This window comes from Pelagibius sp. CAU 1746, from assembly GCF_039839785.1.
In the GTDB taxonomy this organism is placed as follows: Bacteria; Pseudomonadota; Alphaproteobacteria; order Kiloniellales; family Kiloniellaceae; genus Pelagibius.
On the sequence record NZ_JBDOQT010000002.1, the window covers coordinates 731,028 to 755,311 of the forward strand.

A 24,284-nucleotide genomic window follows, 5' to 3' on the forward strand; every position below is an offset into this window, starting at 1 on the left:
CGCCATGCGAGGGGGGAGGTTCAAAGGTGCCGCCGCGGCGCCCTTGGCGGCGCTGCTGGGTGTCTTCTGCCTGGCGGCGCCGCAAACGGCACAAGCGCAGGAAGAAGAGCCGCTCATCGACTGGTCGACGCTGGACTTCTCCGGCTATGTCGCCGGCGAGACCCGTATCTTTCCGCAATCGCCGCGTTACGACCAGCAGAAGAACACCCGCGTTTCGCCGTCCCTGGTGCTGCAGCCCGAACTGCGCTACCGCTGGAACCGGCGCGACGACCGCGTGACCTTCGTGCCCTTCCTGCGTCTCGATGCCGACGACGAGAACCGCAGCCACGCCGACATCCGCGAGCTGAGCTGGTACCACGCCGGCGACGACTGGGACACGGTGCTGGGCATCAGCAAGGTCTTCTGGGGCGTCGCCGAGTCGCGCCACCTGATCGACATCGTCAACCAGACCGACCTGGTGGAGAGCCCGGACCAGGAGGACAAGCTGGGCCAGCCCATGGCCAACCTCAACCTGCTGCGCGACTGGGGCACGCTGTCCTTCTTCGTGCTGCCCGGCTTTCGCGAGCGCAGCTTCCCCGACGACGACGCGCGCCTGCGCGGCGCCCTGCCCATCGCCTCCGGGGACGCCACCTACGACTCCTCGGCCGAGCAGTGGCACGTGGACTTCGCCCTGCGCTACTCGCACTCCTTCGACAACTGGGACGTCGGCGCCGCACACTTCCACGGCACCAGCCGCGAGCCGGCCCTGCTGCCCGCGGTCAGCGACAACGGCCAGCCGGTGCTGCGCCCGCACTACGACCTCATCGACCAGACCAGCCTGGACGTGCAGTACACCACCGGGCCCTGGCTGCTGAAGTTCGAAGGGATGACCCGCTCCGGACAGGACAACCGCTTCTTCGCCGCGGTCGGCGGTTTCGAGTACACCCTCTTCGGCGTGGCGGAGAGCGACGCCGACCTGGGCCTGCTGGCCGAGTACCTGCACGATGGGCGCGGCGACAGGACCCCACAGACTCCCTTCGAGGACGATCTCTTCCTCGGCACGCGGCTGACGCTGAACGACGTGGAGGACACCACGCTGCTGGCCGGCGTGATCCTGGACCTCGACCAGGAGGAGCGGGTCTTCTCGGTCGAGTTCGAGCGCCGCCTGAACGACAGCCTGAACCTGGAGATCGAGGGGCAGGTCTACGACAACATCGACGACAACGACCTGCTGAGCGGCTTCGCCCGCGACTCCTTCGTCGAGATCCGGCTGTCCTGGTTTTTCTGAGGCCCGAACCCAACCGGTCGCGTGTCGGACGGCGCCGCAGCCAAGGTGGCGGAAAGAGCCACTACGGCATTTACTGGGCAAGCTGAAACTTACTTCAAGTTCCACATCTGCCGCTTGATCAGCCACTCCCCCGAGGGCTGCTTCTGCAGTAGCCAGGTCTTGGTCGCCTTGAAGGACCTTTCGGTCCCACCGTCATGGGGAACCGTGTTGACCGCCGCCTCCGCGATCCCAAAGACCCAGTCATCGTTGATGTGCAAAGCATCCAGGGGCTTGGACTGGATGCTCCACTTGGCGACGTCATAGTCTTTTTGCTCGCTTTGCGCGATGGCTTCCGGGCCGTGCTCGGGCTCCGAGCCGGGCGGCACCCTGATCGCATCTTCTGCGAACAGCTTGCCGTAAGCGGTCGAGTCGTTCGCGCTGACGGCCGTCTGGTAGCGCGCGCACATCGATTTCACGACTTCCATCGGATCGGCCATGGCTCTCTCCGTTGTGAAAACGTTTCGTCTATGACCCCCAAGGAGAATCCACCGGGCCCGGCAGGCTCGCTGCCGGGTGCGCTGTGACCCAAGGCTAGCGCCGGCAAAAAAGCCCATCAAGTTGAGTAGGCTTCGTCCTGCGCACGCTTGGGGCGCGACCTGGAAAAAGCGGCAGGGAATTCAGGCGGGAAGCGGCCTCTACTCCGCCGCCTGGCGGGCGGCGAGCAGGTTGGCCTGGACCTGGGAGAGATGGCGCAGCATGGCCTGGCTGGCGCCGTCCATGTCGCGTTCCTCGATGGCCTTCACCAGGCGTTCGTGCTCGGCGAAGGAATGGTGGTCGTTGGGCGGGCGGTCGACCTTGACGCGCAGACGCCCCCAGACCACGGCGCGGCGCACGGCATTCAGCGTGTCGAAGAGGGCCAGCAGCACGGTGTTGTGGGACGCTTCGGCCACGGCGCGGTGCAGGCGGTTGTCGCAGTTCTCGTACTGGCGCCAGGTCTGGGCCTGGCGCGAGGCCGCCATGCACTGCTTCAGCTCGGCGATGTCGCCGGCGGTGGCGTTGAGCGCCGCCTCGCGGGCGATCTGCGGCTCGATCAGCAGGCGCGCCTGCATCACCTCGCGCGGGTTGGTCAGAGCCGCGATGCCGGCGACATCGGAGTATTCCTTGGCCGGGCGGGTGCCGATGAAGGTGCCCTTGCCGACATGGCGCCACAGCTCGCCATTGCCCTCCATCACCGCCAGGGCCTTGCGCAGCTCGCCGCGCGAGACGCCCAGGATGTCACAGAGCTCGCGTTCCGGGGGAAGGCGGGTATTGGCGGGCAGATCGCGCTGCGCCAGATAGGCGCGCAGCTGCGTCAATGCTCCCTGTCCCTGATCCATGCCCCCTCCGTCTTCGTCCTCGGCCGCCGTCTCCGCCCCGCGGGACCCTGCCGGTCAGCCGGCCGTCCTGTCTTGGCCTGGTTGGTGCTCCCCTGCCCGGGGCACACTAGGCATAGCCTATAACGCAGTCAATTGCGTCCAACCAATATAAATCAATTGCCTAACCAATCAATGATTGGTTAGGCTTTGGTCCTCAGCAATGAGGCCTGCCGCCCGCCGCCCGCGAAACGACGGCGTCAAGAAACGCGCAGGCCAGGGAGGAACAATCATGCAGCAAGTGAGAAACGTCTTTCGGCGTAGCGTCGCCGCGGCCGCCGTGGCCGGACTCTTGGCGGGCCCCGCGCTTCTGGCCCAACCGGCCGAGGCGGCGGGGAAAGTCCGCGTCGCCCTGGGCGACGTGGTCTCCGTGGAAACCCTGGCCTTCCTGGTCGCCCTGGAACGGGCCAAGGACCGCGGCGTCGATTATGAGATGACCTCCTTCGCCAAGGAAGAACTGGCCATCCAGTCGATCGTCAATGGCCAGGCCGACCTGGGCGTCGGCACCCCCTACTCGGTCATCCAGAAGAGCAAGGTGCCGCTGAAAGCGATCTTCCAGATGTCGCGCCTGGTGTTCTTCCCGGTCGCCTCGAACGACATCCAGTCCTGGAAGGACCTGGACGGGCAGCCCTTCACCTTCCATGCCCGCGGGACCGGCACCGAGGCCATCGGCAACATCATCGCCAAGCGTGAGGGCATCGAGTTCGGCGCGCGCAGCTACGTGCCCGGATCGGAGAACCGCATCATCGCGATGATGAAGGGGCAGATCAACGCGACCATCGTCGACCTCGCCAACAAGAACAAGCTGTTGGATATGGCCGGCGATAAGTTCCATGTGCTGCCCGGCGTCAGCGAGGTGCCCAGCGACGAGCTGATCTTCGCCAGCGAGACCTGGATCGACAACAATACCGAGCAGGTAAACATCGTCGTCGAAGAGCTGCTGAAGCTGTGGCACGAGATGAAGGACAATCCGGGAATCGTCGAGGAGGAGCGCGCCAAGCGCAACCTGCTCGCCGACCAGCCGAAGGAAATCCTCGCCGAGGTCGTACCCTTCTATACCGAGGGCGCCAAGGAAGGTCTCTTCGATCCGGCCGGCGGCGGCATGGCGGCGGCCAAGGCCGACTTCGCCTTCTATACCGAGGCCGGTCAGCTGCAAGGCCCGGCGGAGTCCCTCAAAGTGGAGGAATACTGGAACCTTGAGCCGTTGAACGCGGCCAAGAAAAAGCTCGGCCTGTAATTGGGTACGCAGGCGGAGACCTTACCTTGCAAACACCCACCTCCTCCCCGGCCCTGAGGGCGGACCGGCAGGCTGGCCCTGCCCCCGCCCGTCCTGCACCGCAAGCAGGGCCGGGGCTTTCTTCCGGCAGCGACAGCGCCCCGCCGCTCGCGCCGGTCGCCCTGCCGCCGGCCAATCTCGCCGCGCTGCTGCTCAGCCACCCGCTGGTCCTGCGCCTGGCGTCCGTCGTCATCGTCTTCGGCGCCTGGGAGTACGCCGGGCGGGTGCCTATCAGCCCCGCCTTTCCGACCTTCCTGGAGACCATGGACGCGCTCGGCGGCCTCATCGCCGACGGCACCCTGCTGCAGGCCTTCTGGATCACCCTGCAGCCCCTGGCCATCGGCCTCCTCGCCTCGGTGATCGTCGGCGTGGCCTTCGGGGTCGCCATGGGCCTCAACCGCCTGGCCGAGTGGTTCGGGGCGCCGCTCTTCATCATCGCCCAGTCGGCGCCGCTGGCCGCGCTGATCCCGATCCTGACTTTCGCCTACGGCATCGGGCTGACCGCCAAGGTCATGACCGTCTGCATCATGGCGATGCCGGTGATCGTGCTCAACTCGCTGAACGCCGTGCGCCACACACCGGTTTCCCTGCTGGAGATGGGGCATTCCTTCCTCGGTTCGCGCGGACAGGTGATCTGGAAGATCGTGCTGCCCGCCGCCGCACCAGTGATCTTCGCCGGCCTGCGCCTGGGCTGCGCCGCCGGCTTCATCGGCGTCATCCTGGCCGAGCTGCTGATCACCCCGACCGGCATCGGCGACATCATCACCTACAACCAGTCGATCGCCGAATACGCCAAGATGTACGCCGCGATCTTCTCCATCATCGTCTTCTCCGTGCTCTTCATCGAGCTGATCGAGCGTCTGGAGGTGACCCTCTTCCGTCCCGAAAAGCGAGCCGCCCGATGAACGCCGTCCCCGCAGAAGCCATGTCCACGGAGCCCCGCGCCATCGTCGAGGTGCAGGACGTCTCCAAGGTCTATCCCGGCGGCACCGAGGCGCTGAACCACATCACCCTGGATTTCCCGGAGGGCCAACTGACGACGCTGCTCGGTCCCTCGGGCTGCGGCAAGACCACGCTGCTGAAGATCATCGCCGGCCTGCTCCCCGCCACCGGTGGGCAGGTGCGGGTCGACGGCAAGGTCGTCACCGGGCCGGGCCCGGAACGCGCCTTCGTGTTCCAGGACTTTGCCCTCATGCCCTGGGCCAACGTGCTGCGCAACGTCGCCTTCGGGCTGGAGCTGCGCGGCGTCGCCCGTTCCGAGCGCGAATCCCTGGCCGAGAGCTACATCGGACAGGTTGGCCTCAAGGGTTTCGAGAAGGCCTATCCGCACGAGCTCAGCGGCGGCATGCGCCAGCGCGTCGGCCTGGCCCGGGCGTTGACCGTCAAGGCCAAGGTGCTGCTGATGGACGAGCCCTTCTCGGCGGTCGACGAACAGACCCGGCGCAAGTTCCAGGAAGACCTCCTGGAGCTGGTCGCGCGCGAGCGCAAGACCTTCCTCTTCGTCACCCATTCGATCGAGGAGGCGGTCTACGTCTCCGACCGCATCGTGCTGCTGTCGCGCCGGCCGTCGCGCGTCTCGCAGATCGTCGAGCCCGATATCCCGCGCCACGAAGACCCGGAGGACATCCGCCGCAACCCGGCCTACCTCGATACCGTCGAGGAAATCTGGCAGGGCCTGAAGAAGTACCTGGACGAGGGTGTGTGATGGTCATCAACATCTTCGGCGGCAAGATCCGCGTCCCCCTCTTCTGCTCGCTCATCATCTGGGCGGCGCTGTGGGAGGTCGTCGGCCGAACCGGGGCGAGCTTCATCATCCCGCCGCTCTCGGCCGTTTTCGCGCGCATCGTCGAGATCGTGCCCACCGCCACCTTCGCCGAAGCCCTGTGGATCACCGGCAAGGCCTTCCTGCTGGGCAACGCCATCGCCATCGCGGTGGGGGTGCCGCTGGGGGTGGTCATGGGCCGCTCGATCATCGCCGACCGCATCTTCCTGCCCTGGGTGAACCTCTTCCTCTCGGCGCCGCTCACCGCCCTGGTGCCGGTCATCATGGTGATATTCGGCCTGGGCGAGACCACCATCGTCATGACCGTGGTGCTCTTCGCCGTGTGGATCATCGTGCTGGACGCCCGCGCCGGGGTGCGCGGCATCTCCCCCTCGCTGGTGGAGATGGCCATGGTCTTCGGCGCCAGACCCTGGCAGGCCTTCGGCAAGATCTACATCTACGCCGCCCTGCCGGAGATCCTCTCGGGCATTCGCCTGGGCATGATCCGCGCCGTCAAGGGGGTGGTCATCGGGCAGCTCCTGGTTTCCATCATCGGTTTCGGACGGCTCTTCGAGCTCTATTCCTCGCGCTTCCTGATGGAGCACTTCTGGGCGCTGCTCTTCGTCCTCTTCGCTTTCGCCTTCACCCTCAACGAAATACTTGCCTGGCTGGAAAGAAAGGTCGACTACTATGCCGCCGCCCGACACTAGCACCCTGCATTCTTCTGGAGACGACAAGACCATGAGTTTCGTGATTTCGCCGCCCAAGCCCGCCGTGATCCCGGTGCGCGGAAGCGACGCTGTCTTCCCGGTCCACCGCATCTACTGCGTCGGGCGCAACTACGCCGCCCACACCATCGAGATGGGCGGCGACCCGGACCGTGAGGAGCCTTTCTTCTTCCAGAAGAACCCGGACAACCTGGTGACCGGCGGGGGCGATTTCCCCTACCCGCCGCAGTCGAGCGACGTGCACCACGAGATCGAGATGGCCGTGGCCCTGTCGAAGGGCGGCAAGGACATCCCCCTCGACAAGGCCATGGAGCACGTCTGGGGCTACGGCGTCGCCCTGGACATGACGCGCCGCGATCTGCAGGGCGTGGCCAAGAAGGCGGGCCGGCCCTGGGAAGTGGGCAAGGCCTTCGAGCATTCCGCCCCCTGCAGCGACCTGGTCCCGGCCGGCGAGATCGGCCATCCGGACAAGGGCGCCATCTGGCTGAAGGTGAACGGCGAGACCCGCCAGGAGGGCGACCTGGGCCAGATGATCTGGAAGGTGCCGGAGATGATCTGCTACCTCTCCGGACTCTTCGAGCTGGCGCCGGGCGACGTGATCCTGTCGGGCACGCCCTCCGGCGTCGCGGCGGTCAGCCGCGGCGACGTGCTGCACGGCCACATCGACGGCGTCGGCGAGCTGCATACCAAGGTCGTCTGAAACGCGCCAGGTCTGCCGCAAGGAACACCTCGGGGCTCGCAGGGGCACCGGGGTGTTCGTGTTTCAGCGCGGCTCCAGCGACGGCGAGATGTCGCCGGTCAGGAGGTAGCGCCGCTCGGTCTTGCTCGGAAAACCGATGGTCAGGGCGCCGGTCCCGCGCGCGGCGGCGAACTGCCCCGTGCCGCCGGCCAGTTCCCAGAGACCGCTGTTCACGAGCCTCGACTTGCCTTCGGTGCCCTCGACGAAGAATGCACGCAGCAGCCAGCGGAAATAGGCGATATCGCCTCCGGTGGTGGTCGCGACAATATAACCGCTCGCCTCGCCGCCGACGCCGCCGGTGACGTCGTGCATGCCGTACTCGGCGACTGTCGCGCCTTCAAACACGCCGTTCCCTTCGGCCGTGCCTTCGCGCAGCAACAGGGTGAGGAAGTGGCGTGTGTCGTTCTGGAAGTTGAGGGAAATGTCGTCGGTCGTGGTCAGCACGACATCCAGCGTCATCGGTTCGGCACCGGCACCGGTGGCTCCGGCCCCCAGAACCAGGCTCAGCAAGACCGATCGCAATAGCCGCATGATCCTGACCCCTTCCTTCACCGAGCGGCATCGGACAGCGCCGCGGGTAAAAACCCAATCGCCTGCTTTACCCTGCGCCAAAGCGGCGCCTTGACGCCACGCGAAAGCACCACCTCCGCTTTCAACTCCGCTCACACTTCGATATCCGGGCGCGGCGCCTGCGGCGGGGCGGGTCCGGGCGAGGTCGCGCCGTGCCCGGGCGGAAGCCCCCTTCCGACATGGATTTCTCCGCCGATCGCAGATAGGCTGTGCGATGAGGGGGGACAGTCTTTGGAACGTCGTCTTACCACCATCCTCTCCATCGACGTCGTCGGCTACAGCCGCCTGATGGGTGAAGACGAGGCCGGCACACTGGCGGCTCTCAAGTCCCTCCGCCGGAATTTCATCGACCCGAAGGCGCAGCAGTATCATGGCCGCACCGTGAAACTGATGGGCGACGGCGCGCTGATGGAGTTCGCCAGCGTCGTCGACGCGGTCTCCTTCGCGACCGAATTGCAGATCGGCCGTCGCCGGCAGGCAGAAGAAGCCCCGGATCACCCGCAGATTCAGCTCCGGATCGGCATCAATATCGGCGACATCATCGTCGAGGGCGACGACATCTACGGCGATGGCGTCAACCTTACGGCGCGCCTGGAGGCGATCTGCGACCCCGGCGGCGTGTGCCTGTCGCGCAGTGCCTACAATCAGGTGAAGGGAAAACTGGACCTCACCTTCGAGAACCTCGGCGAGCGGCAGGTCAAGAACATCGCCGAGCCGGTCACGGTCTACCGGATCGCGCTGGACGACAAGGCCGCGGCCCTGGTCACGCCGCTGGCCGGGGCTGCCGCTGCGCCGTGGCGCGGCCGCCGCGCGGCTATCTTCGCGGCGGCGGCCGTGCTGCTCGTCGCGATCGCGGCCCTGGCCTGGCGCCAGCCCTGGGTTCCGCGGGAAGAACCGGCCTCGCTGGACCGCATGGCGCTGCCGCTGCCGGACAAGCCTTCGATAGCCGTCCTGCCCTTCGACAACCTCTCGGGCGACCCGGAGCAAGAATACTTCGCCGACGGCATGACCGAGGACCTCATAACCGACTTGTCCAAGATAGCCGGTCTCTTCGTCATCTCCCGCAACTCTTCCTTCTTCTACAAGGACAAGGCCGTCCAGGTACACAAGGTCGCCGAGGACCTCGGCGTGCGCTACGTGCTGGAAGGCAGCGTGCGGCGCGCGGGCGACCAGGTGCGCATCAACACGCAGCTCATCGATGCCACGACCGGCGGGCACATCTGGGCGGAGCGCTACGACCGCGACCTCGAGAACATCTTCGCCGTGCAGGACGCGATCCTGGAGCAGATCGTCCAGGCCCTGGAGCTACATCTGACCGACAACGATCAAGTGCAGCCGGCTGAAACGGCCGATATGGAAGCCTACGACCTGATGCTGCGCGCGCGGAAGCTTCTGACGCGCTTCGACAGAACCGCAGCGCTCGAAGCGCGCGATCTCCTGCAGCGCGCCATCGAACTGGATCCCTCCTATGCCGAGGCACACAGCCTGCTGGGCTTCCATTTCTTCGACGAGTGGCGTGTCTGGGGACAGGGACCCAAGAACAACCTTGCCCGCGCCGAAGAGCTTGGAGCAAAGGCCGCTGAACTCGCCCCCCGGAACCCTGCGCCCCATGCACTCCTGGCGATGGTCTACCAGTGGCGCCGCGACTTCGCCGACGCCGCGACGGAGGTCGACAAAGCGCTGGCCCTGGAGCCGCGCGAGGCCATCACACTGAGCAACCTCGGTTCCGTCCTGGTCTATTCGGGGCGGGGGGAAGAGGCCGTCGCCGCGCTCACACAAGCCATCCGCCTCGACCCCTTCCACCCGCCGAACTATCTGGAATGGCTCGGCAACGCCTACTGGCTCCAGGAGAACCCGGAGCTCTGCATCGAGGTTGCCGAACGCGGCGTCGCCCTCGAACCTGACTATGTCTCGCTGCACGTGGTTCTGGCGGTCTGCTACGGTGCGCTCGGCATGACGGAAAAGGCGCGGGCGGCCGCCGACGAGATTCGGAAGATCAATCCCCACTTTACCTTGCAGGCCTATGCCGACTATGCCCCCTATACGAACGACCACGACAGAGAACGCCGCGTCGAACTGCTCCGCGCGGCAGGCGTGCCTGAATAGGCCCGGCCGCAATGCCGGCCCCGGAACCGCATCAGGGTTCCGGGGCCACCCTGCCCTATCTAGCCCTTCGGCCGAATGTTCTGGTTCATGCGGAACAGGTTGGAGGGGTCGTACTTCGCCTTGACCTCCGTCAGGCGCTTGTAGTTCGAGCCATAGGCCGCCTCGACACGGTCGGCCTCGTCCTCCGGCATGAAGTTGACGTAGACACTGCCGGTCGCATAACGCGCCATGGTATCGAAGAGGCTGCGCGCCCAGCCGACGCAGACCGCGTCCTGCCCCGCTTCGCGCCAGCGCGTATGCACGTTCATGATGAAGTGCGACTTGCGCTGCGGATAGGCGGTCGCGTCCTCCGCCACGCGGCTCATGGCGCCGCCGACATGGGCGATGAAGACCTCGCACTCCTCCGTCGGCAGGGTCTTGATCGCCGCCAGCAGGTCGTCGATGGCGGCATCGGAAAGTTCGGTAAAATCGTGACTCTTCCAATAGTTCCGCGCCCCCGGCTGCAGCAGGGGATCGAAAGCCGACTGCCAAGCGGTGAAGGGGTGCGGGGCCACTACGTCGGCGATGGGCTTGCCGAGCGCGCGCAGATCGGCCAGCGCCTTCTCGCCCTCGGCCATGTCGCCGCAGTAGCAGACGGCGAAGACCATGACCTCGCGCCCGTGCCATTCCTCCGGCAGGAAGGGCAGCGGCGGGGCCTTGCGCAGCACCACCCAGGCGGTCAGTTCGTCCGGCGCCGCGGCCGCGATGCCGCGGTAGGCCTGCAACAGTTCCACCGCGTCCTCCAGCGGATGCACCACCAAGCCGGAGAGCACTTCCGGGCCGACTTGGTGCAGGCGGAATTCGAAGGCGGTCACGATACCGAAATTCCCGCCGCCGCCGCGCAGGGCCCAGAAGAGATCCGGATTTTCCGTCTCGCTGGCGCGCACCATGTCGCCGCTGGCGAGGACCACGTCGACCGAAACCAGATTATCTATGGTCATGCCGAACTTGCGGGTGATCCAACCGAAGCCGCCACCGAGGGTGAGACCGGCGACGCCGGTGGTGGAGTTGATGCCGACCGGAAGCGCCAGACCGAAGGCCTGCGCTTCCTTGTCCAGATCGCCCAGCGTCGCGCCCGGCTCGACCCAGGCGGTCTTGGCCGCCGGATCGACGCGCACCGAGGTCATCATCGACAGATCGATCATCAAGCCGCCCTCGCAAACGGCGTTGCCGGCGATGTTATGGCCGCCGCCGCGCACCGCGACGACCAGGTCGTGGTCGCGCGCGAGCTTCACCGCACGCCGCACGTCGGCGGCACCGGCGCAGCGCACGATGAGCGCGGGATGCTTGTCGACCATCGCGTTCCAGATCGAACGGGCGTCGTCGTAACCGGCTTCCTGTTTCAGGAGAACGGCGCCCCGCAGCGCCCCGCGCAACTCCTCCAGCGCTTCTTCGGTGACTTGATGGGCTTTCCCGCTCTGCGTCAAAACGGATGCATCTGGCATTCCTGTCTCTCCCCTGTTCTCGTTGATTCGTTCTTGAGACCCCGCGGAGAACTCGCGCCGCTTCCTGCAAAGGAAGCGGTCAATTAGTGCATCAACGCTGAACTGCGGCAACGGGCCTAGAGTTGTGACGCGCCGGGCGTTTCTCTCAACGGGCCGTCGAAATGCCAAGCGGGGCCATGTCCGGACCGCCGCGAACCGATATCATCGAAGGGTGGCCCTGCGCGGGGCACGGCGGCGCGGCCGCAACGTCAGTGCAGGCCGCCTGGGTCCACGCTCAAGCCGGCGAATTTCTCCGGGTTGCGCATGATATAAATGTCAGCGAGCGCGTCGTCGGCATCAAAGGCGAAGGTGATGGAGGCTTGAACGGCGCCGCCTTCCATCAGGACCAGTCCCAGGATACCGTTGATCTCCATCCGAACCTGCCGCCACTGCGGCCAAGAGCGTCCCAGAATCTTGGTGACGAAGCCCAGCACCTCTCTGCGGCCGCGCAGCACCCGGCTGGCCGCCGTGGCCTTGCCGCCGCCGTCGGCCGTGAGGGCGATGTCGTCGGCCAACAGAGCACTGAGCCGTTCCGTCGCGCCGCTGTTGACGGCCAGTTGGAAGGCGTCGAGCAGTTCCGCCTGGCGTGCCGGCGGCGCGACCCGGCGCGTCTCCGCCCGGCCCAGGGCCGCCTGAGCCCGCGACACCAGCTTGCGGCAGGCGGCTTCCTGAAGGCCCAAGGCAGCGGCCACCTCGGCGTAGTCGCGGTCAAATATCTCGCGCAGCAGGTATGCGGCGCGCTCCTTGGGCGTCAGGCGATCGAGCAGCAACAGAAAGGCGGTGGTGACCGAGGCCGCCAGCTCGGCCGGGCTTTCCGTGCTGGCCGTCTGCACCGGCTCCGGCAGCCAGGTCCCCACGTAGTCGACGCGGGCGCGGTCCGCGGCCTTCAGCATATCGAGGCAGCGGCGCGTACAGACCGTGGTCAACCAGGCCCTGGGATTCTCGATCTCGGCCTGCTTGGCGGCCTGCCATTTCAGGAAGGTATCCTGCACCGCGTCTTCGGCCTCGGCCAGGGTACCGAGGATGCGGTAGGCCAGCCCGCGCAGCGCGGGCCGGGCCTCTTCGAAAGCGGCGAGGTCTCCGGCGTCGATCATTCCCTGCCCGCGTGCCTAATGCGCCGCAATCCCCATGCGGTTCCACAGATTGATCATGGCGATGAGCGCCGTCAGGGTGGAGACCTCCGGGTCGGAGAAATGCTCCAGCAGGCGCGCCTTGACGGCGCTCAGGTCGGCGCCGCGGTCCAGAACGGTCAGTGCCTCGGTCCAGGCCAGGGCCGCCTTCTCCCGCTCGGTAAAGTCGTCGACCAGGTCCCAGACGACCAGCCGGTCGAGCCGTTCGTTGGTTTCGCCGTCCTTGCGCGCCTCTTGGCTGTGCATCTTCACGCAGTAGGCGCAGCCGTTGATCTGCGAGGCGCGCAGCTTCACCAGATGGCGCAGCACAGGATCGATCCCCTGGTCGGCGATGACTTGCTCGAGACCGCCCATGGCCTGATAGACCGCGGGGATCTGCTGGTGGAAGTCGAAAGCCTTGGTCTGCAACATGAGTGTCTCCTTCTCCTTGCGGCAACGCGCTGTTACGGGAATGACGAGAGGGCGGGTCGGATTGTGACAGCTCCGAAAAGTTTTTTTCAGGCGCCGCGCAGCAGATCCAGATCGACGCCGTCTTCGGCCTGTAGGACGTGGTCGCGCCACAGGCGGCGCCAGCCGCGCTCGGCGCCGACCCCGGGGGGCGGGGCGAAGGCGGCGCGGCGTGCGGCCAGTTCGGCTTCGTCCACCAGCAGGTCGAGGCGCCGCTCCTTCACCGAAAGGCGGATGCGGTCGCCGTTCCTGACCAAGCCCAGGGGGCTGCCCAGCGCCGCCTCCGGCGAGACGTGCAGGACGATGGTGCCGAAGGCGGTGCCGCTCATGCGGGCGTCGGAGATGCGCACCATGTCCTTCACGCCGGCGCGCGCGAGCTTAGCCGGGATCGGCAGGTAGCCGGCCTCCGGCATGCCACTGGCCAGCGGCCCGGCGTTCTGCAGCACCAGGAAGTCGTCGGCGGTGACGTCCAGGTCCGGGTCGTCGATGCGCGCGGAGAGATCCTCCAGGGAGGTGAAGACCACGGCGCGGCCCTCGCGCTCGAAGAGCTCCGGCGTCGCCGCGGCCCGCTTCAGGATCGCGCCCTTGGGGGCGAGGCTGCCGCTGAGGGCCACCAACCCGCCCTGGGGCGAGATGGGGTTGTCGGGGGTTCGCACCACTGCAGTGTCGACCCAGGGATCGCTCTCGTCCAGCACTTCGCCCAGGGTCTTGCCCGTCACCGTCATCACGTCCAGGTGCAGTTGCGGTCTGAGCGCACGCAGCACCGCCGGCACGCCGCCGGCGGCGTGCAGGTCTTCCATGTAATGGGCGCCGGTGGGTTTGAGGTCGACCAGCACCGGCGTCTCGTCGCTGAGGCGGTTCAAGAGGTCCATGTCCAGCGCCAGGCCGAGCCGCCCGAAGATGGCGGCCAGATGCACCACGGCGTTGGTCGAGCCGCTGATCGCCAGCAGCACGCGCAGAGCGTTCTCGGCGGCCTTCGCGTCGATGATCCTGTCGAAGGCGAGATCGCCGCCCCTGCCCTCCATGGCGAGCTGCGCGGCGCGCAGGCCGCTGGCCTCGGCCTGGCGCAGGCGGTCGGCGTGGACGGCGGGCACCGCGGCGCCGCCGGGCAGCATGAGGCCCAGGGCCTCGCAGAGGATGGCCATGGTGCTGGCCGTGCCCATGACCGCGCAGGTGCCCTGCGTGGTGGCGAGGTTGCCCTCGATTTCGCCGATCTGCTGGTCGTCCAGCCCGCCGGCGCGGTACTGCGCCCAGAAGCGCCGGCAGTCGGTGCAGGCGCCCAGGCGTTCGCCGTGATAGCGCCCGGTCGACATGGGGCCCGTCGCCAGCACCACGGCCGGCTTGCCGGCGGAGATCCCGCCCATCACCAGGGCCGGCAGGGTCTTGTCGCAACCGCCGACCAGCAGCACGGAATCCATCGGCTGGGCGCGGACCATCTCCTCCACGTCCATGGCCATGAGGTTGCGGTACAGCAGGCTGGTGGGATTGAGGAAAACCTCGCCCAGGGAGGTGACGGGGAACTCCAGCGGCAGGGCCCCGGCCGCCAGCACGCCGCGCTTGGCCGCCTCGACCAGCTGCGGCACGCCGCGGTGGCAGTTGTTGAAGCCGCTGGCGGTCCAGGTGATGCCGACGATGGGCCGGTTCAGCATCTCCTCGGAATAGCCCATGGAGCGCGCGAAGGACCGTCTGAGGTAGGCCGCGAAGCCGGGGTCGCCGTAGTGGGTCAGGCCGTTCAGCAGCCCGCGCTTCTTCTTGTCCCCGGCCATGGTCCCTCTTCCGCTGTGTCTTTCTTTACCGGACGTCAGGCCGCCCGCTGCCGCGCCTGCGTCGCGCGCCAGCGCGCCAGGGCTTCCTCGATGACCTCCGGGCCCGCGCCCGGCCTGTGCGCCTGCTCGGCCAGGCAGCGCCGCCAAGCGCGCGCGCCGGGCAGGCCGTTGAAGAGACCCAGCATGTGACGGGTGATCGACTTCAGGGGCACGCCTTTGACAAGCTGGCGCTCCACGTAAGGCAGGAAGTCGGTGACGATCTCCTCGCGGCTGCGCGGGGGCGAGTCCTCTGCGAAGAAGCGGCTGTCCGCCTGCGCCAGGGTGTAGGGCGACTGGTAGGCGGCGCGGCCGATCATCACGCCGTCGACCTTCTCCAGGTGCGCCTCGGCCTCGTCCAGGCTCTGCACGCCGCCGTTGAGGACGATCTCCAGATCGGGGAAGTCGCGCTTCAGGTCGTAGACCACGTCGTAGCGCAGCGGCGGCACCTCGCGGTTCTCCTTGGGCGAGAGGCCGCTCAGCCAGGCCTTGCGGGCGTGGATGGTGAAGGAGCTGCAGCCGGTGGCCGCGATCTTCGCCACGAAGGCCGTCAGGTCCTGGTAAGAGTCCCGGTCGTCGACGCCGATGCGCGTCTTCACCGTGACGGGGATGTCGACCGCGTCGATCATGGCGGCGACACAGTCGGCCACCAATTCGGGTTCGGTCATCAGGCAGGCGCCGAAGCGGCCGCGCTGCACCCGGTCGCTGGGGCAGCCGAGGTTCAGGTTGATCTCGTCGTAGCCGCGCGCCGCGCCTTCACGTGCCGAGGCCGCCAAGTCCGCCGGCTCCGAGCCGCCGAGCTGTAGGGCGACCGGATGCTCGGCCTCCTCGAAGGCGAGGAAGCGGTCGCGGTCGCCGTGCAGGATGGCGCCCGTCGTCACCATCTCCGTATAGAGCAGCGTGCGCTTCGAGATGGCGCGCAGGAAGGCCCGCTCGTGGCGGTCGGTCCAGTCCATCATCGGCGCGACGGAGAGCTTGCGGGAAAGGCCGGTCATGGCCCTTTATCTACACTGCCGGGCCGCCTGGGGCCACCCTCAGCCTTGGTTAAGGCCGAGTTCCTTCTGCAGCTTCTTGGTCAGACCCAGGGAGACGAGACGGTGGGATTCCTTGAGATAGTCGCGCAGGGCAGCGTCATCCAGGCCCGGTTCGTCGTAGTGCTGGATCCACTTCATGCCGCGCGAGGCGAGATAGGGCGCGGGGCGCAGGCCCGGCTGCTCCTTCAGGATGTCGTAGGACAGCGGCGAGGTCTTGAAGGTATAGCGCGGCTGGCCGTCCTCGCCGTCCCAGCCGCCGATGGCGAAGACCTTGCCGCCCACTTTCCAGACGTCGGAGCCGCCCCACTGCACCACATGGGTGGCGGCCGGCAGGGCGGCGCAGAAGGCGTTGAATTCCTCATAGGTCATGCCGCGAGGATAGCCACCGGGACCGCCCGCTGTCGACCTTGGAAAAGGCGGCCGCGGACGCACCCGGAACCTCCAAGGCCTTTTCGCCCGCACCGCCGCGCCAGCCGCCGCAAGGCGCGCTAGGCCGCCGTCGCGGACAGCGGCACGATGATCGGGTGGCCGTCGGCGGAACGCAGGATTTCCACCTCGATGCCGTAAGCCCGGCGAAGCTGCGGCGCGGCGAGAACGACATCCCGCGGTCCCTCGGCGACCAGGCACCCCTGCCTCAGCAGCAGCAGGTTGTCGCTGTGGCGCGCGGCCAGGTTCAAGTCGTGAATGGCGACCAGCACCAGTGCCCCGGTCTGCCGGACATAGGCGCGCAGATGTTCCAGCACCGCCAGCTGGTGACGCAGGTCCAAGGCGCTGGTCGCCTCGTCGAGGATCAGCAGTTCGGGACGGCGCACCAGGCGCTGGGCCAGCATGACCAGTTGCTGCTGGCCGCCGGAGAGCGTGGCGAGCTGCCGTTCCGCGAGATGTTCGAGGTCCAGCGAGGCCAAGGCCGCGGCGGCCGCCGCCAGATCCGCGTCCCCGACGCGCCAGCCGAGCCGTTCGTGCCGCCCCAGCAATACGCTTTCCAGCGCCGTAAGATCGCTCTGGGTCCGGGTCGACTGCGGCATGTAGCTCAGCATGGCGGCGGACAGGGGCTTCCCGGCCCAGCGCGCCGAACCTCCGTGGGGCAGCAGGCCCGCTACGGCGGCCAGCAGGGTCGACTTGCCGGCGCCGTTGGGGCCGATCACGCCGACGATCTGCCCGGCTTCGAGGCTGACCGAAAGATCCTGCAGGATGCGCGCGGCGCCGCGCCGCACCGCAAGCCCCTGGATGTGCAGCGGACCGGGCATCACCGCCGCCTCCCGCCGCCCCGCCGGGCGATGACGGCAAACAGCATGGGGATGCCGGCCACGGCGGTGATGATGCCGACGGGGATCACCGCGCCCGGCGAAATGAGCTTCCCGAAGACCGATGCGCCGATCAGGATTACCGCTCCCGCGCAGGCGGACAGCGGCAAGGCGAAGCGATGATCCTCGCCCACCGCCGCGCGCGCGACATGCGGGGCGACGAGGCCGATGAAGCCGATGGTGCCGACAAAGGAGACCGCGCCCGCCGTCAGCAAGGCGACGATGAGAAAGCTGCGGCGGCGCAGCGAGTCGACGGCCAGCCCCAGGCTCGCCGCATTGCCTTCGCCCAGCCTCAGGGCCGTCAGCTTCCAGACGTCGCGGACCAGGAACGGCAGGCAAGCGGCGAGGATCACGCCGACCACGGCAATGGAGGTCCAGGTCGCTTTCAGCAGACTGCCGAACAGCCAGAATACGATCTGCTGCAACACCTCCGGAGAGGCCAGGAACTGCAGCAGCGACTGCAGCGACTGAAAGAAGAACAGGACGGCGATCCCGGAAAGCACCAGTATCTCGGGCGTCGCGCCGCGCAGCCGGGCGACGCCGTAAACGATGGCGGTGGCCAGCAGGGTCATGGCGAAAGCCGCCGCCGGCACGATCACGAACTCAGGCACGAACCGCGCCAAGGGCAGCGCTGCCCCGAACATGATCGCCAGCGCGGCGCCGAAGCCGGCCGAAGCGGAGAACCCGAGGGTGAAGGGGCTGGCCAGGGGGTTGTCCAGGATGGTCTGCATCTGCAAGCCGGCGAGGCCGAGGGCGGCGCCGACCAGGAGTCCCATAAGGCTCTGCGGCATCCGCAGGTGCCAGAGGATGGTTGCCGCCATGCGGTCCTCTCCGGAGGGACCCTGGCGCAGGGCCGACCAGGTCTCCGCCAGCGTCATGCCGGAGGGCCCTGTCGCGAGGTCGAGCAGCAGCAGCAGGGCGAGCCCCGCCAGCGCCGCGGCCAGCGCCGCCGTCCGGCGCAGGGCCCCGCGGCGGTAGCCGTCGCGGAGCCCTGCCGTGGCGATCGCCTGGGCGCTCATTGCGTCACGGGCTGGTAACGCAGCATGAAGACGCCCTCGGCCGCGACCGGCAGCCAGGCCTCGTAGTAAGCGGCCAGCTCGGCGGCCGGATCGATGTCCCCGAAAGCCTCCGGATAGAGGATCTTCGCAAGGTACTGGACATAGACGTAGTCCGACATCGTGCGCGTGCCGCCGTGGTAGAGGGCGTGAACCTCGCCCATCTGCGCGGCGGGCAGGTCCGCCCAACCGGCCCGGCCGAGATAGGCGCCGGCGCGCTCGTTGGCCAGCGCCTCGTCGGCGCCGAAGCCGACCAGGACCGCCTGCGGCGACGACACCCACTCGGATCCGGCCAGCAGAATCACGTCGGGCCGCTGGGCCAGCACGTACTCGGGGCTGAGCGGCCCCCAGTTCTCGATCTGGCCCTTGGCGATGTTCGTACCGCCGACCATGTCGATGACGCCGCCCCACATGCCGTTGCCGTAGCTGTTTCCGACTTCGGAAGGACCGTTCTTGGCCAGCTCGACATAGACCTTCCTGCCGGAAACTCCGGCTTCGGCGACGCGGGCAAGCGTGTCGGCGATCGCCGCCTCGTAGGCCGCAGCCAGCCGCTCGGCACGCTGCCCGGCGCCCATGACGGCACCCAGCACCCGGGTCGACTGCAAATGCTTTTCCAGGGTCTGCGCGTTGTAGTCGACGACCACGACGGGGATGCCGGCCCGCTCCAGCACGGCGACCTGATCGCCCAGCGCATCGAATTGCCAGGCGGCCAGGATCGCCAGGTCCGGCTTGGCGGCGATGGCCGCCTCTACCGAAAAGGTGCCGCCGCTGGTCTCGCCGACGTCGGGCAGTTCGGCGATCGACGGGATGGCGGCGACATAGGCCTCATACTGCTTGGGCCGCCAGTCGCGCCAGGGGCCGGTGGAGAGGGCGGCCACCTTGCCCATGGCGCCAGGACCGGCGACGGCCAGGAAATCCTCGTAGTAGAAGCCGAGCAGCACGCGCTCGGCGGGCTTTTCCAAAGTGACCTCGCGCCCTTTCAGGTCGGTCACGGTGATGCCGGCGAAGGCCGGGGCTGTCGATGTAAGCGCCAGAATGGCCAGCGCCAGCGTGATGAGCTTTCTCATCCGTCCATATCCTCGTTCAGCGGTTGTCGCTTCGTAAGCAGGAAGAAGGGTCGACGCTTGAACGTGATCCCGGCGGGCACGGCGCGAGGCCGCGCCTCTTGCGTTACCGGGAAGAGTCTGCGGAAAGGCGGTTGCGGCTCAGCCGCAGGACCGGTTCAAGCGATGGACGGAAGGCCCGGCGGCGCCCGCGGCGCGGCATTGGGGGGAAAGGCCTGGCGCTTGACCGGCCCGGCCGACGGCGGCCGGCAGGCCGGACCCCTGTAGGAGATCGCCTCGACAAGGCCGTCGCTGCGCCCCGGCAGGAGGATCGACGCGGAGATGCGGCAAGCCTCGCAGCCGGACGCGGCGGAAGCCCCACCCTCTTCGCCCTCGCCCGTGCCGGGCTGACAGAGCGGGGCCTGGGAACCGTCGGGCAGGCTGTAGGCGGCGAGGCCGAACGGCAGGTCGGCCGCTGCGGCCGCCTCCAGATTGACCGTCTTGTGGGCGAAACCGACAGACAGCAAGGCCACTGCGCAGACGATGCGCAGAGCCAACTGCCATGTGCCGATTTTCATCACCGTACGAGATCTCCGTCTCTTTGGCCTCATGCACCAATATCCCGCCTCGGCGCGCCGCGCAAGCAGCAGCGGTCCGGCGGTCTCGAAAACGGACCGCCGGACAAGCCCGGTTTTCCGCCACTGCGGCGGCGCGGCTTGCAGGCCCGCCCGCAAGGTGCTTCTTATCGCCCCGGATTGGGCCGGGAGGGAGACGGCAAGTGACGGACTCGGAGCAGAGCGAAACCTACGGAGCAATGGCCGTCGTCCGCCGGATCGCGGCGCTGCGCGAGGCCGTCGCCGCCTGGAAGCGGGCCGGGGAGCGGGTCGGCGTGGTGCCCACCATGGGCGCGCTGCACGCCGGGCACATGGCCCTGGTCGAGGCGGCGCGGCGCGACTGCGACAGGGTCGTCACCACGATCTTCGTCAATCCCAAGCAGTTCAACCGCCCCGACGACCTCGACAGCTATCCGCGCGACGAGGCGACCGACGCGGCCCGGCTGGTCGAGGCCGGCGTCGATCTGCTCTTCGCGCCGCCGGTGGAGGAGGTCTATCCGGAAGGCTTCCAAACGAAAGTTTCCGTTCCCCTCCTCTCCGATTGCCTCTGCGGCCTGACCCGTCCCGGCCACATGGACGGCGTGGCCACGGTGGTCGCAAAGCTGTTCCTCATGACCGCCGCCGAGCGGGCCTATTTCGGAGAGAAGGATTTCCAGCAGCTTCTCGTCGTGCGCCGCATGGCGCGCGACCTGGACATCCCGGTGGAGGTGGTGCCGGTGCCCACGGTGCGCGACGCCGACGGCCTCGCACTGTCCTCGCGCAACGCCCTGCTGAGCGCCGGACAGCGCGCCCGCGCGCCGGTCATCCACCGCACCCTCACGGCCATGGCCGGCAAGCTGGCGGACGGCGCGGCGGTCGCCGAAATCCTGGCCTGGGGCCGCGGCGAGTTGAACGCAGGCGGCGTCGAAAAGTTCGACTACCTGGACCTGCGCGCCGAAGACAGCTTGGAGGAACTGGCGGACCTCGACCGCCCTGCCCGCCTCTTCGTCGCCGGCTGGATGGGCGCGGTGCGCCTGATCGACAACGTCGCAGTGGCGGCAAAAGCCTAGACGGCCCACGGCCCGCTGCGCGACCATGGGGCGTCAGTCAGTTTGCGGATAGAGATACATGGGCCTGGCCCTGAACGCCGCCGGCGGCCTCGGCATCTTCCTGCTGGCCATGGCGATGATGACCGAAGGTCTGAAGGTCTCGGGCGGCGAGCGCCTGAAACGCTCGCTGGAGCGCTGGACCTCGTCGCCGCTGCGCGGCATCGCGGCGGGCGCGCTGGTGACCGCGCTGGTGCAGTCCTCCGGCGCCGTCACCGTCGCCACCATCGGCTTCGTCAACGCCGGAGTGCTGACCCTGCAGCATTCCCTGGGCCTCGTCTTCGGGGCCAACGTCGGCACCACCATGACCGCCTGGCTGGTCAGCCTGGCCGGCTTCGACTTCAACATCGAATCCTTCGCCCTGCCGATCATCGCCCTGGGCGTCGGCCTGCGCGTGGGGCTGCAGGACAAGCGCCGGCGCGGCCTGGGCGAGGCCCTGACCGGGTTCGGCCTGTTCTTTCTCGGGCTCTCGATTCTCAAGGACGCCTTCTCCGAAGTCGCCGTGACTTTCGGCGGCGCGAGCCTGGCCGGAGCCGGCACCGGCGTCGGCGGTGTCGCGCTCTTCGCGGCCATCGGATTTGTCGCCACGGTGCTGACCCAGTCGTCCAGCGCGGCCATCGCCTTAATCATCACCGCCGCCAGCCAGTCGGTCATCGGCATTGGCGCCGCCGCGGCCGCGATCATCGGGGCCAACGTCGGCTCGACCTCGACCGCCGCCTTCGCGGTAATCGGCGCCACCCCCAACGCCAAGCGCGTCGTCGCCGGCCACATCCTCTTCAACGTCGGCACGGGCGTCATCGCGCTGATCATCCTGCCGGTGCTGCTGTGGAGCGTCGAGGCGCTCGGCGATCTGCTGGGCCTCGCCCGCCAGCCGGGCATCGTCCTGGCTCTCTTCCACACCGTCTTCAACGTCCTCGGCGTGGCCCTGATGCTGCCGCTCCTGGCCCCCTTGAGCCGCTTCCTCTCGCGCCATTTCACCACCGCCGAGGAAGACATCAGCCGGCCGCGGCACCTGGACCGCATGGTCGCCTCGACCCCCGCCTTCGCCGTGCCGGCGCTGGAGCAGGAGCTTCGGCGCATGCTGGATCTGGTCAGCGGCACCGGGCTGGCGGCCATCGCCGGCCAGAAGGACCGCACCCGCGTCATCGAGCACCGGGCCGAAGCCATCGCCCAACTCGGCCAAGCCGTCTCGGCCTTCGCCGTGGAGGTGCGCATGGAGGGCATGTCGCGCGCGCTGGCCGAACATCTGGCGCGCCTGCTGCGCATCGCCCGCTATCAGGACGAAGCCGCCACGCTGCTGTCGCAGACCCACAGCCTGAGCGTCCAGAGCCACCGGATTGCCGATGAAGCCACCAAGGCCGCGGTCCTGACCCTGCTGGCCTCGGCTCAGGGCTGCCTCAAGGTCTGCGCCGAGGACAGCTACGGGAACGACTGGCGCGATCGCCTGAAGGACGGGTCGCTGATCTTCGAAGCGCACTACCAGGAAGCCAAGGCGCGGGTGCTGCGCGCCGCCGCCGTCCACCGCCTCTCCATCGAAGGCGCCGACCGCCTGCTGGACGCCATGAGTTCGACGCGCCGCATGGTCGAACAGTTGATCAAAGCCGCGTTGATGCTGCTGGAAGAGATCGAGTCCCGAGCGCGGGAGGACGGCGTGCCTGAGGAGGCGACCCCCCAGGACGACCCGGGGCAAGGCGTCGGCTGACGCGGCCGCCAGGCGATTCAGTGCCGTCCCTTGTGCTGCTCCTCACCCTCCAAAGCGCGCTTCAGGCGCCGCAGGATGACACCGCGCGCCTTGTCGTCGGGGGCCTGCTCCAGGCGCTCGCGCAGATCCAGGGAGAGCTCCGCCAGTTCGTTGTGCCAATCGCGCCCGCGCAGGGATTCGCGCGGCAGGCGATGCGGCACCGGGCGGAACTCCACCTTGCCGTCGCCCGCCAGCAGATCCACCACGTCGTCGAGCTGCGGCACGATGATGCGTTCCGCCGGAACGCCTTCCTTCTCCAGGCCGTCGCGCAGCGCCTCCAGGGCCTCTTCCTCGCCGTGGGTCAGGAAAATCGCGGACTTCACCGGCAGGCGATCCTTCAGCCACGCCAGCAACTGGCCGCCGTCGGCATGGCCGGAATAAACGTCGATCTGGCGGATCGTCGCCTTCACGCGCAGATCCTCGCCCTGGATCTTGACGGCGGGCACGCCGCGCGCCAGCAGGGAGCCCAGCGTGCCCGGCGCCTGATAGCCGACCAGCAGGACCGTGGCATCGCCGCGCCAGAGGTTGTGCTTCAGATGATGGCGGATGCGCCCGGCATCGCACATGCCGCTGCCGGCCATGATGATGGCTCCGCCGGCGAAGCGGCCGATCATCTTGCTTTGCTCCACCGACTCGGTGAAGCGGATGTTGGGGCGGCGGAAAAGATCCGGCACCTGGGCGATGTCTTCCAGCGCGTCGGCGTTCTTCTCGAAGGCACCGGTCGCCTTGATGGCCAGCGGCGAGTCGAGAAAAACGGGAACCTTGGGCAATTCGCCGCTGTCGAAGAGTACCGTCAGGTCCAGCAGCAGTTCCTGCGTGCGCTCCACGGCGAAGACCGGGATCAGCAGGTTGCCGCCGCGCTTCAGCGCCGCCTTGACCTCGTGGGCCAGGATCGCCCGGCGCCGCTCGGCGGTGACGTCTTCGCGCTCGCGCCCGCCGTAGGTCGATTCGCAGCAGACGTAGTCGAAATTGTCGGGCGCCTCCGGATCGGGATGGAACAGCTTGTGCTCCGGCCCGATGTCGCCGGAAAACAGCAGGCGGCAGACGCGGCGGTCGCGCTGTCCGGTGGCGATCTCGACCTCGATTGAGGCGGCGCCCAGAATATGCCCGGCGTTCCAGAAGCGCGCGCGCACCCCCTCGCCGACCTCGCGCCAGGTTTCATAAGCGACCTTGGAGAAGGCTTTCAGGGCCAGGTCGACGTCGGCGCGGCTGTACATGGGCTCGACCGGCGCCTTGCCGCGCTGCACGTTGCGGCGGTTGAGACGTTCGACCTCGCTCTCCTGAATGTAGGCGCTGTCCGGCAGCATGTAGCTGAGCAGATCGAAAGTGCCCTCGGTGGCGAAGACCGGCCCGTTGAAACCCTGCTTCACCAGCTTGGGGATGAGCCCCGAATGGTCGATGTGGGCGTGGGTGACGAGCAGGAAGTCGATCTCGGAGGGATCGAAAGGGAAGGCGCCGTAGTTCAGCTCCTTCAAGGTTTTCGATCCCTGGAACATGCCGCAATCGACCAGAAACTGGCAGCGGTCGGTCTGCACCCAATAGCAGGAGCCGGTCACCGTTCCGGCGGCCCCGCAGAATTTCAGCAGCATCTGGCGATCCCGTCAGGCAGGAAGAACTCGTGCTCCCGGCATAGCCCCACGGCGGGTCCGAGTCAAAGCAACAAACCC

The 24,284-nt window shown here is 67.8% G+C and carries 23 protein-coding genes; 9 read left to right on the plus strand and 14 right to left on the minus strand.

The window, feature by feature from the left end; all coding sequences use genetic code 11:
• The first annotated feature begins 4 nt into the window (after positions 1 to 4).
• On the plus strand, positions 5 to 1,267 hold the full coding sequence (locus AAFN88_RS20220; protein ID WP_347522494.1) for a hypothetical protein: 1,263 nt from the start codon (positions 5 to 7) through the stop codon (positions 1,265 to 1,267).
• Between the two features lie 89 nt (positions 1,268 to 1,356).
• Here the strand turns inward: AAFN88_RS20220 and AAFN88_RS20225 are convergent, their stop codons facing one another.
• Together AAFN88_RS20225 and AAFN88_RS20230 are read right to left on the minus strand one after the other, a co-directional pair.
• Entirely contained in the window at positions 1,357 to 1,743 is a 387-nt protein-coding gene (locus tag AAFN88_RS20225) for an SgcJ/EcaC family oxidoreductase (protein ID WP_347522495.1), read from the minus strand.
• A gap of 198 nt (positions 1,744 to 1,941) precedes the next feature.
• The gene (locus AAFN88_RS20230) at positions 1,942 to 2,622 is read right to left on the minus strand and encodes an FCD domain-containing protein (protein WP_347522496.1); all 681 of its coding nucleotides are present in this window, start codon (positions 2,620 to 2,622) and stop codon (positions 1,942 to 1,944) included.
• A gap of 268 nt (positions 2,623 to 2,890) precedes the next feature.
• Here AAFN88_RS20230 and AAFN88_RS20235 point away from each other — a divergent pair, with 268 nt between their 5' ends.
• Genes AAFN88_RS20235 through AAFN88_RS20255 form a run of 5 tightly spaced genes read left to right on the plus strand, consistent with a single transcriptional unit; the run spans position 2,891 to position 7,124 of the window.
• Positions 2,891 to 3,895 carry an ABC transporter substrate-binding protein gene (locus tag AAFN88_RS20235; RefSeq protein WP_347522497.1) on the plus strand — a complete coding sequence of 335 codons (1,005 nt, stop codon included), beginning with the start codon at positions 2,891 to 2,893 and terminating at the stop codon, positions 3,893 to 3,895.
• 26 nt (positions 3,896 to 3,921) lie between these two features.
• Complete coding sequence (locus AAFN88_RS20240; RefSeq protein WP_347522498.1) at positions 3,922 to 4,839, plus strand: ABC transporter permease; 918 nt, start codon at positions 3,922 to 3,924, stop codon at positions 4,837 to 4,839.
• Between the two features lie 20 nt (positions 4,840 to 4,859).
• Entirely contained in the window at positions 4,860 to 5,639 is a 780-nt protein-coding gene (locus AAFN88_RS20245) for an ABC transporter ATP-binding protein (RefSeq protein WP_347522499.1), read from the plus strand.
• Positions 5,639 to 6,406, plus strand: coding sequence for an ABC transporter permease subunit (locus tag AAFN88_RS20250; protein ID WP_347522500.1), 768 nt, complete (start codon positions 5,639 to 5,641; stop codon positions 6,404 to 6,406). The genes AAFN88_RS20245 and AAFN88_RS20250 overlap by 1 nt, the downstream gene beginning before the upstream one ends.
• A gap of 31 nt (positions 6,407 to 6,437) precedes the next feature.
• Positions 6,438 to 7,124 carry a fumarylacetoacetate hydrolase family protein gene (locus AAFN88_RS20255; protein WP_347522501.1) on the plus strand — a complete coding sequence of 229 codons (687 nt, stop codon included), beginning with the start codon at positions 6,438 to 6,440 and terminating at the stop codon, positions 7,122 to 7,124.
• A gap of 63 nt (positions 7,125 to 7,187) precedes the next feature.
• Here the strand turns inward: AAFN88_RS20255 and AAFN88_RS20260 are convergent, their stop codons facing one another.
• A complete protein-coding gene (locus AAFN88_RS20260; protein ID WP_347522502.1) occupies positions 7,188 to 7,694 on the minus strand; it encodes a hypothetical protein in 507 nt (168 codons plus the stop codon).
• 270 nt (positions 7,695 to 7,964) lie between these two features.
• On the opposite strand from AAFN88_RS20260, the gene AAFN88_RS20265 reads away from it, so the two are divergent.
• Positions 7,965 to 9,839 (plus strand): adenylate/guanylate cyclase domain-containing protein, encoded by a 1,875-nt coding sequence (locus AAFN88_RS20265; RefSeq protein ID WP_347522503.1) that lies wholly within the window; start codon positions 7,965 to 7,967, stop codon positions 9,837 to 9,839.
• 59 nt (positions 9,840 to 9,898) lie between these two features.
• Here AAFN88_RS20265 and AAFN88_RS20270 read toward each other — a convergent pair whose 3' ends face one another.
• The 10 genes from AAFN88_RS20270 to AAFN88_RS20315 all read right to left on the minus strand — a co-directional run bounded on the left by AAFN88_RS20270 (position 9,899) and on the right by AAFN88_RS20315 (position 19,755).
• Positions 9,899 to 11,323 (minus strand): FAD-binding oxidoreductase, encoded by a 1,425-nt coding sequence (locus AAFN88_RS20270; protein ID WP_347522504.1) that lies wholly within the window; start codon positions 11,321 to 11,323, stop codon positions 9,899 to 9,901.
• A gap of 248 nt (positions 11,324 to 11,571) precedes the next feature.
• Entirely contained in the window at positions 11,572 to 12,456 is an 885-nt protein-coding gene (gene sigJ, locus AAFN88_RS20275) for an RNA polymerase sigma factor SigJ (RefSeq protein WP_347522505.1), read from the minus strand.
• 15 nt (positions 12,457 to 12,471) lie between these two features.
• Complete coding sequence (locus AAFN88_RS20280) at positions 12,472 to 12,903, minus strand: carboxymuconolactone decarboxylase family protein (protein WP_347522506.1); 432 nt, start codon at positions 12,901 to 12,903, stop codon at positions 12,472 to 12,474.
• A gap of 86 nt (positions 12,904 to 12,989) precedes the next feature.
• Complete coding sequence (locus tag AAFN88_RS20285; RefSeq protein WP_347522507.1) at positions 12,990 to 14,705, minus strand: dihydroxy-acid dehydratase; 1,716 nt, start codon at positions 14,703 to 14,705, stop codon at positions 12,990 to 12,992.
• Between the two features lie 35 nt (positions 14,706 to 14,740).
• Positions 14,741 to 15,736: a tRNA dihydrouridine(20/20a) synthase DusA gene (dusA, locus tag AAFN88_RS20290; RefSeq protein ID WP_347522508.1), complete on the minus strand. Its 996-nt coding sequence runs from the start codon at positions 15,734 to 15,736 to the stop codon at positions 14,741 to 14,743.
• 39 nt (positions 15,737 to 15,775) lie between these two features.
• A complete protein-coding gene (locus tag AAFN88_RS20295; protein WP_347522509.1) occupies positions 15,776 to 16,144 on the minus strand; it encodes an MmcQ/YjbR family DNA-binding protein in 369 nt (122 codons plus the stop codon).
• 119 nt (positions 16,145 to 16,263) lie between these two features.
• The gene (locus AAFN88_RS20300; RefSeq protein WP_347522510.1) at positions 16,264 to 17,022 is read right to left on the minus strand and encodes an ABC transporter ATP-binding protein; all 759 of its coding nucleotides are present in this window, start codon (positions 17,020 to 17,022) and stop codon (positions 16,264 to 16,266) included.
• Positions 17,022 to 18,098, minus strand: a complete 1,077-nt coding sequence (locus AAFN88_RS20305) for an iron ABC transporter permease (RefSeq protein WP_347522511.1) — start codon at positions 18,096 to 18,098, stop codon at positions 17,022 to 17,024. Before AAFN88_RS20305 ends, AAFN88_RS20300 begins: the two co-directional genes overlap by 1 nt.
• A complete protein-coding gene (locus tag AAFN88_RS20310; RefSeq protein ID WP_347522513.1) occupies positions 18,095 to 19,201 on the minus strand; it encodes an ABC transporter substrate-binding protein in 1,107 nt (368 codons plus the stop codon). The genes AAFN88_RS20305 and AAFN88_RS20310 overlap by 4 nt, the downstream gene beginning before the upstream one ends.
• 155 nt (positions 19,202 to 19,356) lie before the next feature.
• The gene (locus tag AAFN88_RS20315) at positions 19,357 to 19,755 is read right to left on the minus strand and encodes a hypothetical protein (protein ID WP_347522514.1); all 399 of its coding nucleotides are present in this window, start codon (positions 19,753 to 19,755) and stop codon (positions 19,357 to 19,359) included.
• 200 nt (positions 19,756 to 19,955) lie between these two features.
• Between AAFN88_RS20315 and panC the strand changes: the two genes are divergently transcribed.
• Both panC and AAFN88_RS20325 read left to right on the plus strand, forming a co-directional pair.
• Positions 19,956 to 20,840 (plus strand): pantoate--beta-alanine ligase, encoded by an 885-nt coding sequence (gene panC, locus AAFN88_RS20320; RefSeq protein WP_347522515.1) that lies wholly within the window; start codon positions 19,956 to 19,958, stop codon positions 20,838 to 20,840.
• A 58-nt stretch (positions 20,841 to 20,898) separates the two neighbouring features.
• A complete protein-coding gene (locus tag AAFN88_RS20325; protein WP_347522516.1) occupies positions 20,899 to 22,578 on the plus strand; it encodes a Na/Pi symporter in 1,680 nt (559 codons plus the stop codon).
• 17 nt (positions 22,579 to 22,595) lie between these two features.
• On the opposite strand, the gene AAFN88_RS20330 is transcribed toward AAFN88_RS20325, so the two are convergent.
• Positions 22,596 to 24,206, minus strand: a complete 1,611-nt coding sequence (locus tag AAFN88_RS20330; RefSeq protein WP_347522517.1) for an MBL fold metallo-hydrolase — start codon at positions 24,204 to 24,206, stop codon at positions 22,596 to 22,598.
• Between the last annotated feature and the right edge of the window lie 78 nt (positions 24,207 to 24,284).

What these genes read in the sequence shown, in the direction of transcription:
- AAFN88_RS20220 (WP_347522494.1), top strand. Translation starts at nt 5, where the DNA reads ATGCGAGGGGGGAGGTTCAAAGGTGCCGCCGCGGCGCCCTTGGCGGCG.
- AAFN88_RS20225 (WP_347522495.1), bottom strand. Translation starts at nt 1,743, where the DNA reads ATGGCCGATCCGATGGAAGTCGTGAAATCGATGTGCGCGCGCTACCAG.
- AAFN88_RS20230 (WP_347522496.1), bottom strand. Translation starts at nt 2,622, where the DNA reads ATGGATCAGGGACAGGGAGCATTGACGCAGCTGCGCGCCTATCTGGCG.
- AAFN88_RS20235 (WP_347522497.1), top strand. Translation starts at nt 2,891, where the DNA reads ATGCAGCAAGTGAGAAACGTCTTTCGGCGTAGCGTCGCCGCGGCCGCC.
- AAFN88_RS20245 (WP_347522499.1), top strand. Translation starts at nt 4,860, where the DNA reads ATGTCCACGGAGCCCCGCGCCATCGTCGAGGTGCAGGACGTCTCCAAG.
- AAFN88_RS20250 (WP_347522500.1), top strand. Translation starts at nt 5,639, where the DNA reads ATGGTCATCAACATCTTCGGCGGCAAGATCCGCGTCCCCCTCTTCTGC.
- AAFN88_RS20255 (WP_347522501.1), top strand. Translation starts at nt 6,438, where the DNA reads ATGAGTTTCGTGATTTCGCCGCCCAAGCCCGCCGTGATCCCGGTGCGC.
- AAFN88_RS20260 (WP_347522502.1), bottom strand. Translation starts at nt 7,694, where the DNA reads ATGCGGCTATTGCGATCGGTCTTGCTGAGCCTGGTTCTGGGGGCCGGA.
- AAFN88_RS20270 (WP_347522504.1), bottom strand. Translation starts at nt 11,323, where the DNA reads ATGCCAGATGCATCCGTTTTGACGCAGAGCGGGAAAGCCCATCAAGTC.
- sigJ (WP_347522505.1), bottom strand. Translation starts at nt 12,456, where the DNA reads ATGATCGACGCCGGAGACCTCGCCGCTTTCGAAGAGGCCCGGCCCGCG.
- AAFN88_RS20280 (WP_347522506.1), bottom strand. Translation starts at nt 12,903, where the DNA reads ATGTTGCAGACCAAGGCTTTCGACTTCCACCAGCAGATCCCCGCGGTC.
- AAFN88_RS20285 (WP_347522507.1), bottom strand. Translation starts at nt 14,705, where the DNA reads ATGGCCGGGGACAAGAAGAAGCGCGGGCTGCTGAACGGCCTGACCCAC.
- dusA (WP_347522508.1), bottom strand. Translation starts at nt 15,736, where the DNA reads ATGACCGGCCTTTCCCGCAAGCTCTCCGTCGCGCCGATGATGGACTGG.
- AAFN88_RS20295 (WP_347522509.1), bottom strand. Translation starts at nt 16,144, where the DNA reads ATGACCTATGAGGAATTCAACGCCTTCTGCGCCGCCCTGCCGGCCGCC.
- AAFN88_RS20300 (WP_347522510.1), bottom strand. Translation starts at nt 17,022, where the DNA reads ATGCCCGGTCCGCTGCACATCCAGGGGCTTGCGGTGCGGCGCGGCGCC.
- AAFN88_RS20305 (WP_347522511.1), bottom strand. Translation starts at nt 18,098, where the DNA reads ATGAGCGCCCAGGCGATCGCCACGGCAGGGCTCCGCGACGGCTACCGC.
- AAFN88_RS20310 (WP_347522513.1), bottom strand. Translation starts at nt 19,201, where the DNA reads ATGAGAAAGCTCATCACGCTGGCGCTGGCCATTCTGGCGCTTACATCG.
- AAFN88_RS20315 (WP_347522514.1), bottom strand. Translation starts at nt 19,755, where the DNA reads ATGAAAATCGGCACATGGCAGTTGGCTCTGCGCATCGTCTGCGCAGTG.
- AAFN88_RS20325 (WP_347522516.1), top strand. Translation starts at nt 20,899, where the DNA reads ATGGGCCTGGCCCTGAACGCCGCCGGCGGCCTCGGCATCTTCCTGCTG.
- AAFN88_RS20330 (WP_347522517.1), bottom strand. Translation starts at nt 24,206, where the DNA reads ATGCTGCTGAAATTCTGCGGGGCCGCCGGAACGGTGACCGGCTCCTGC.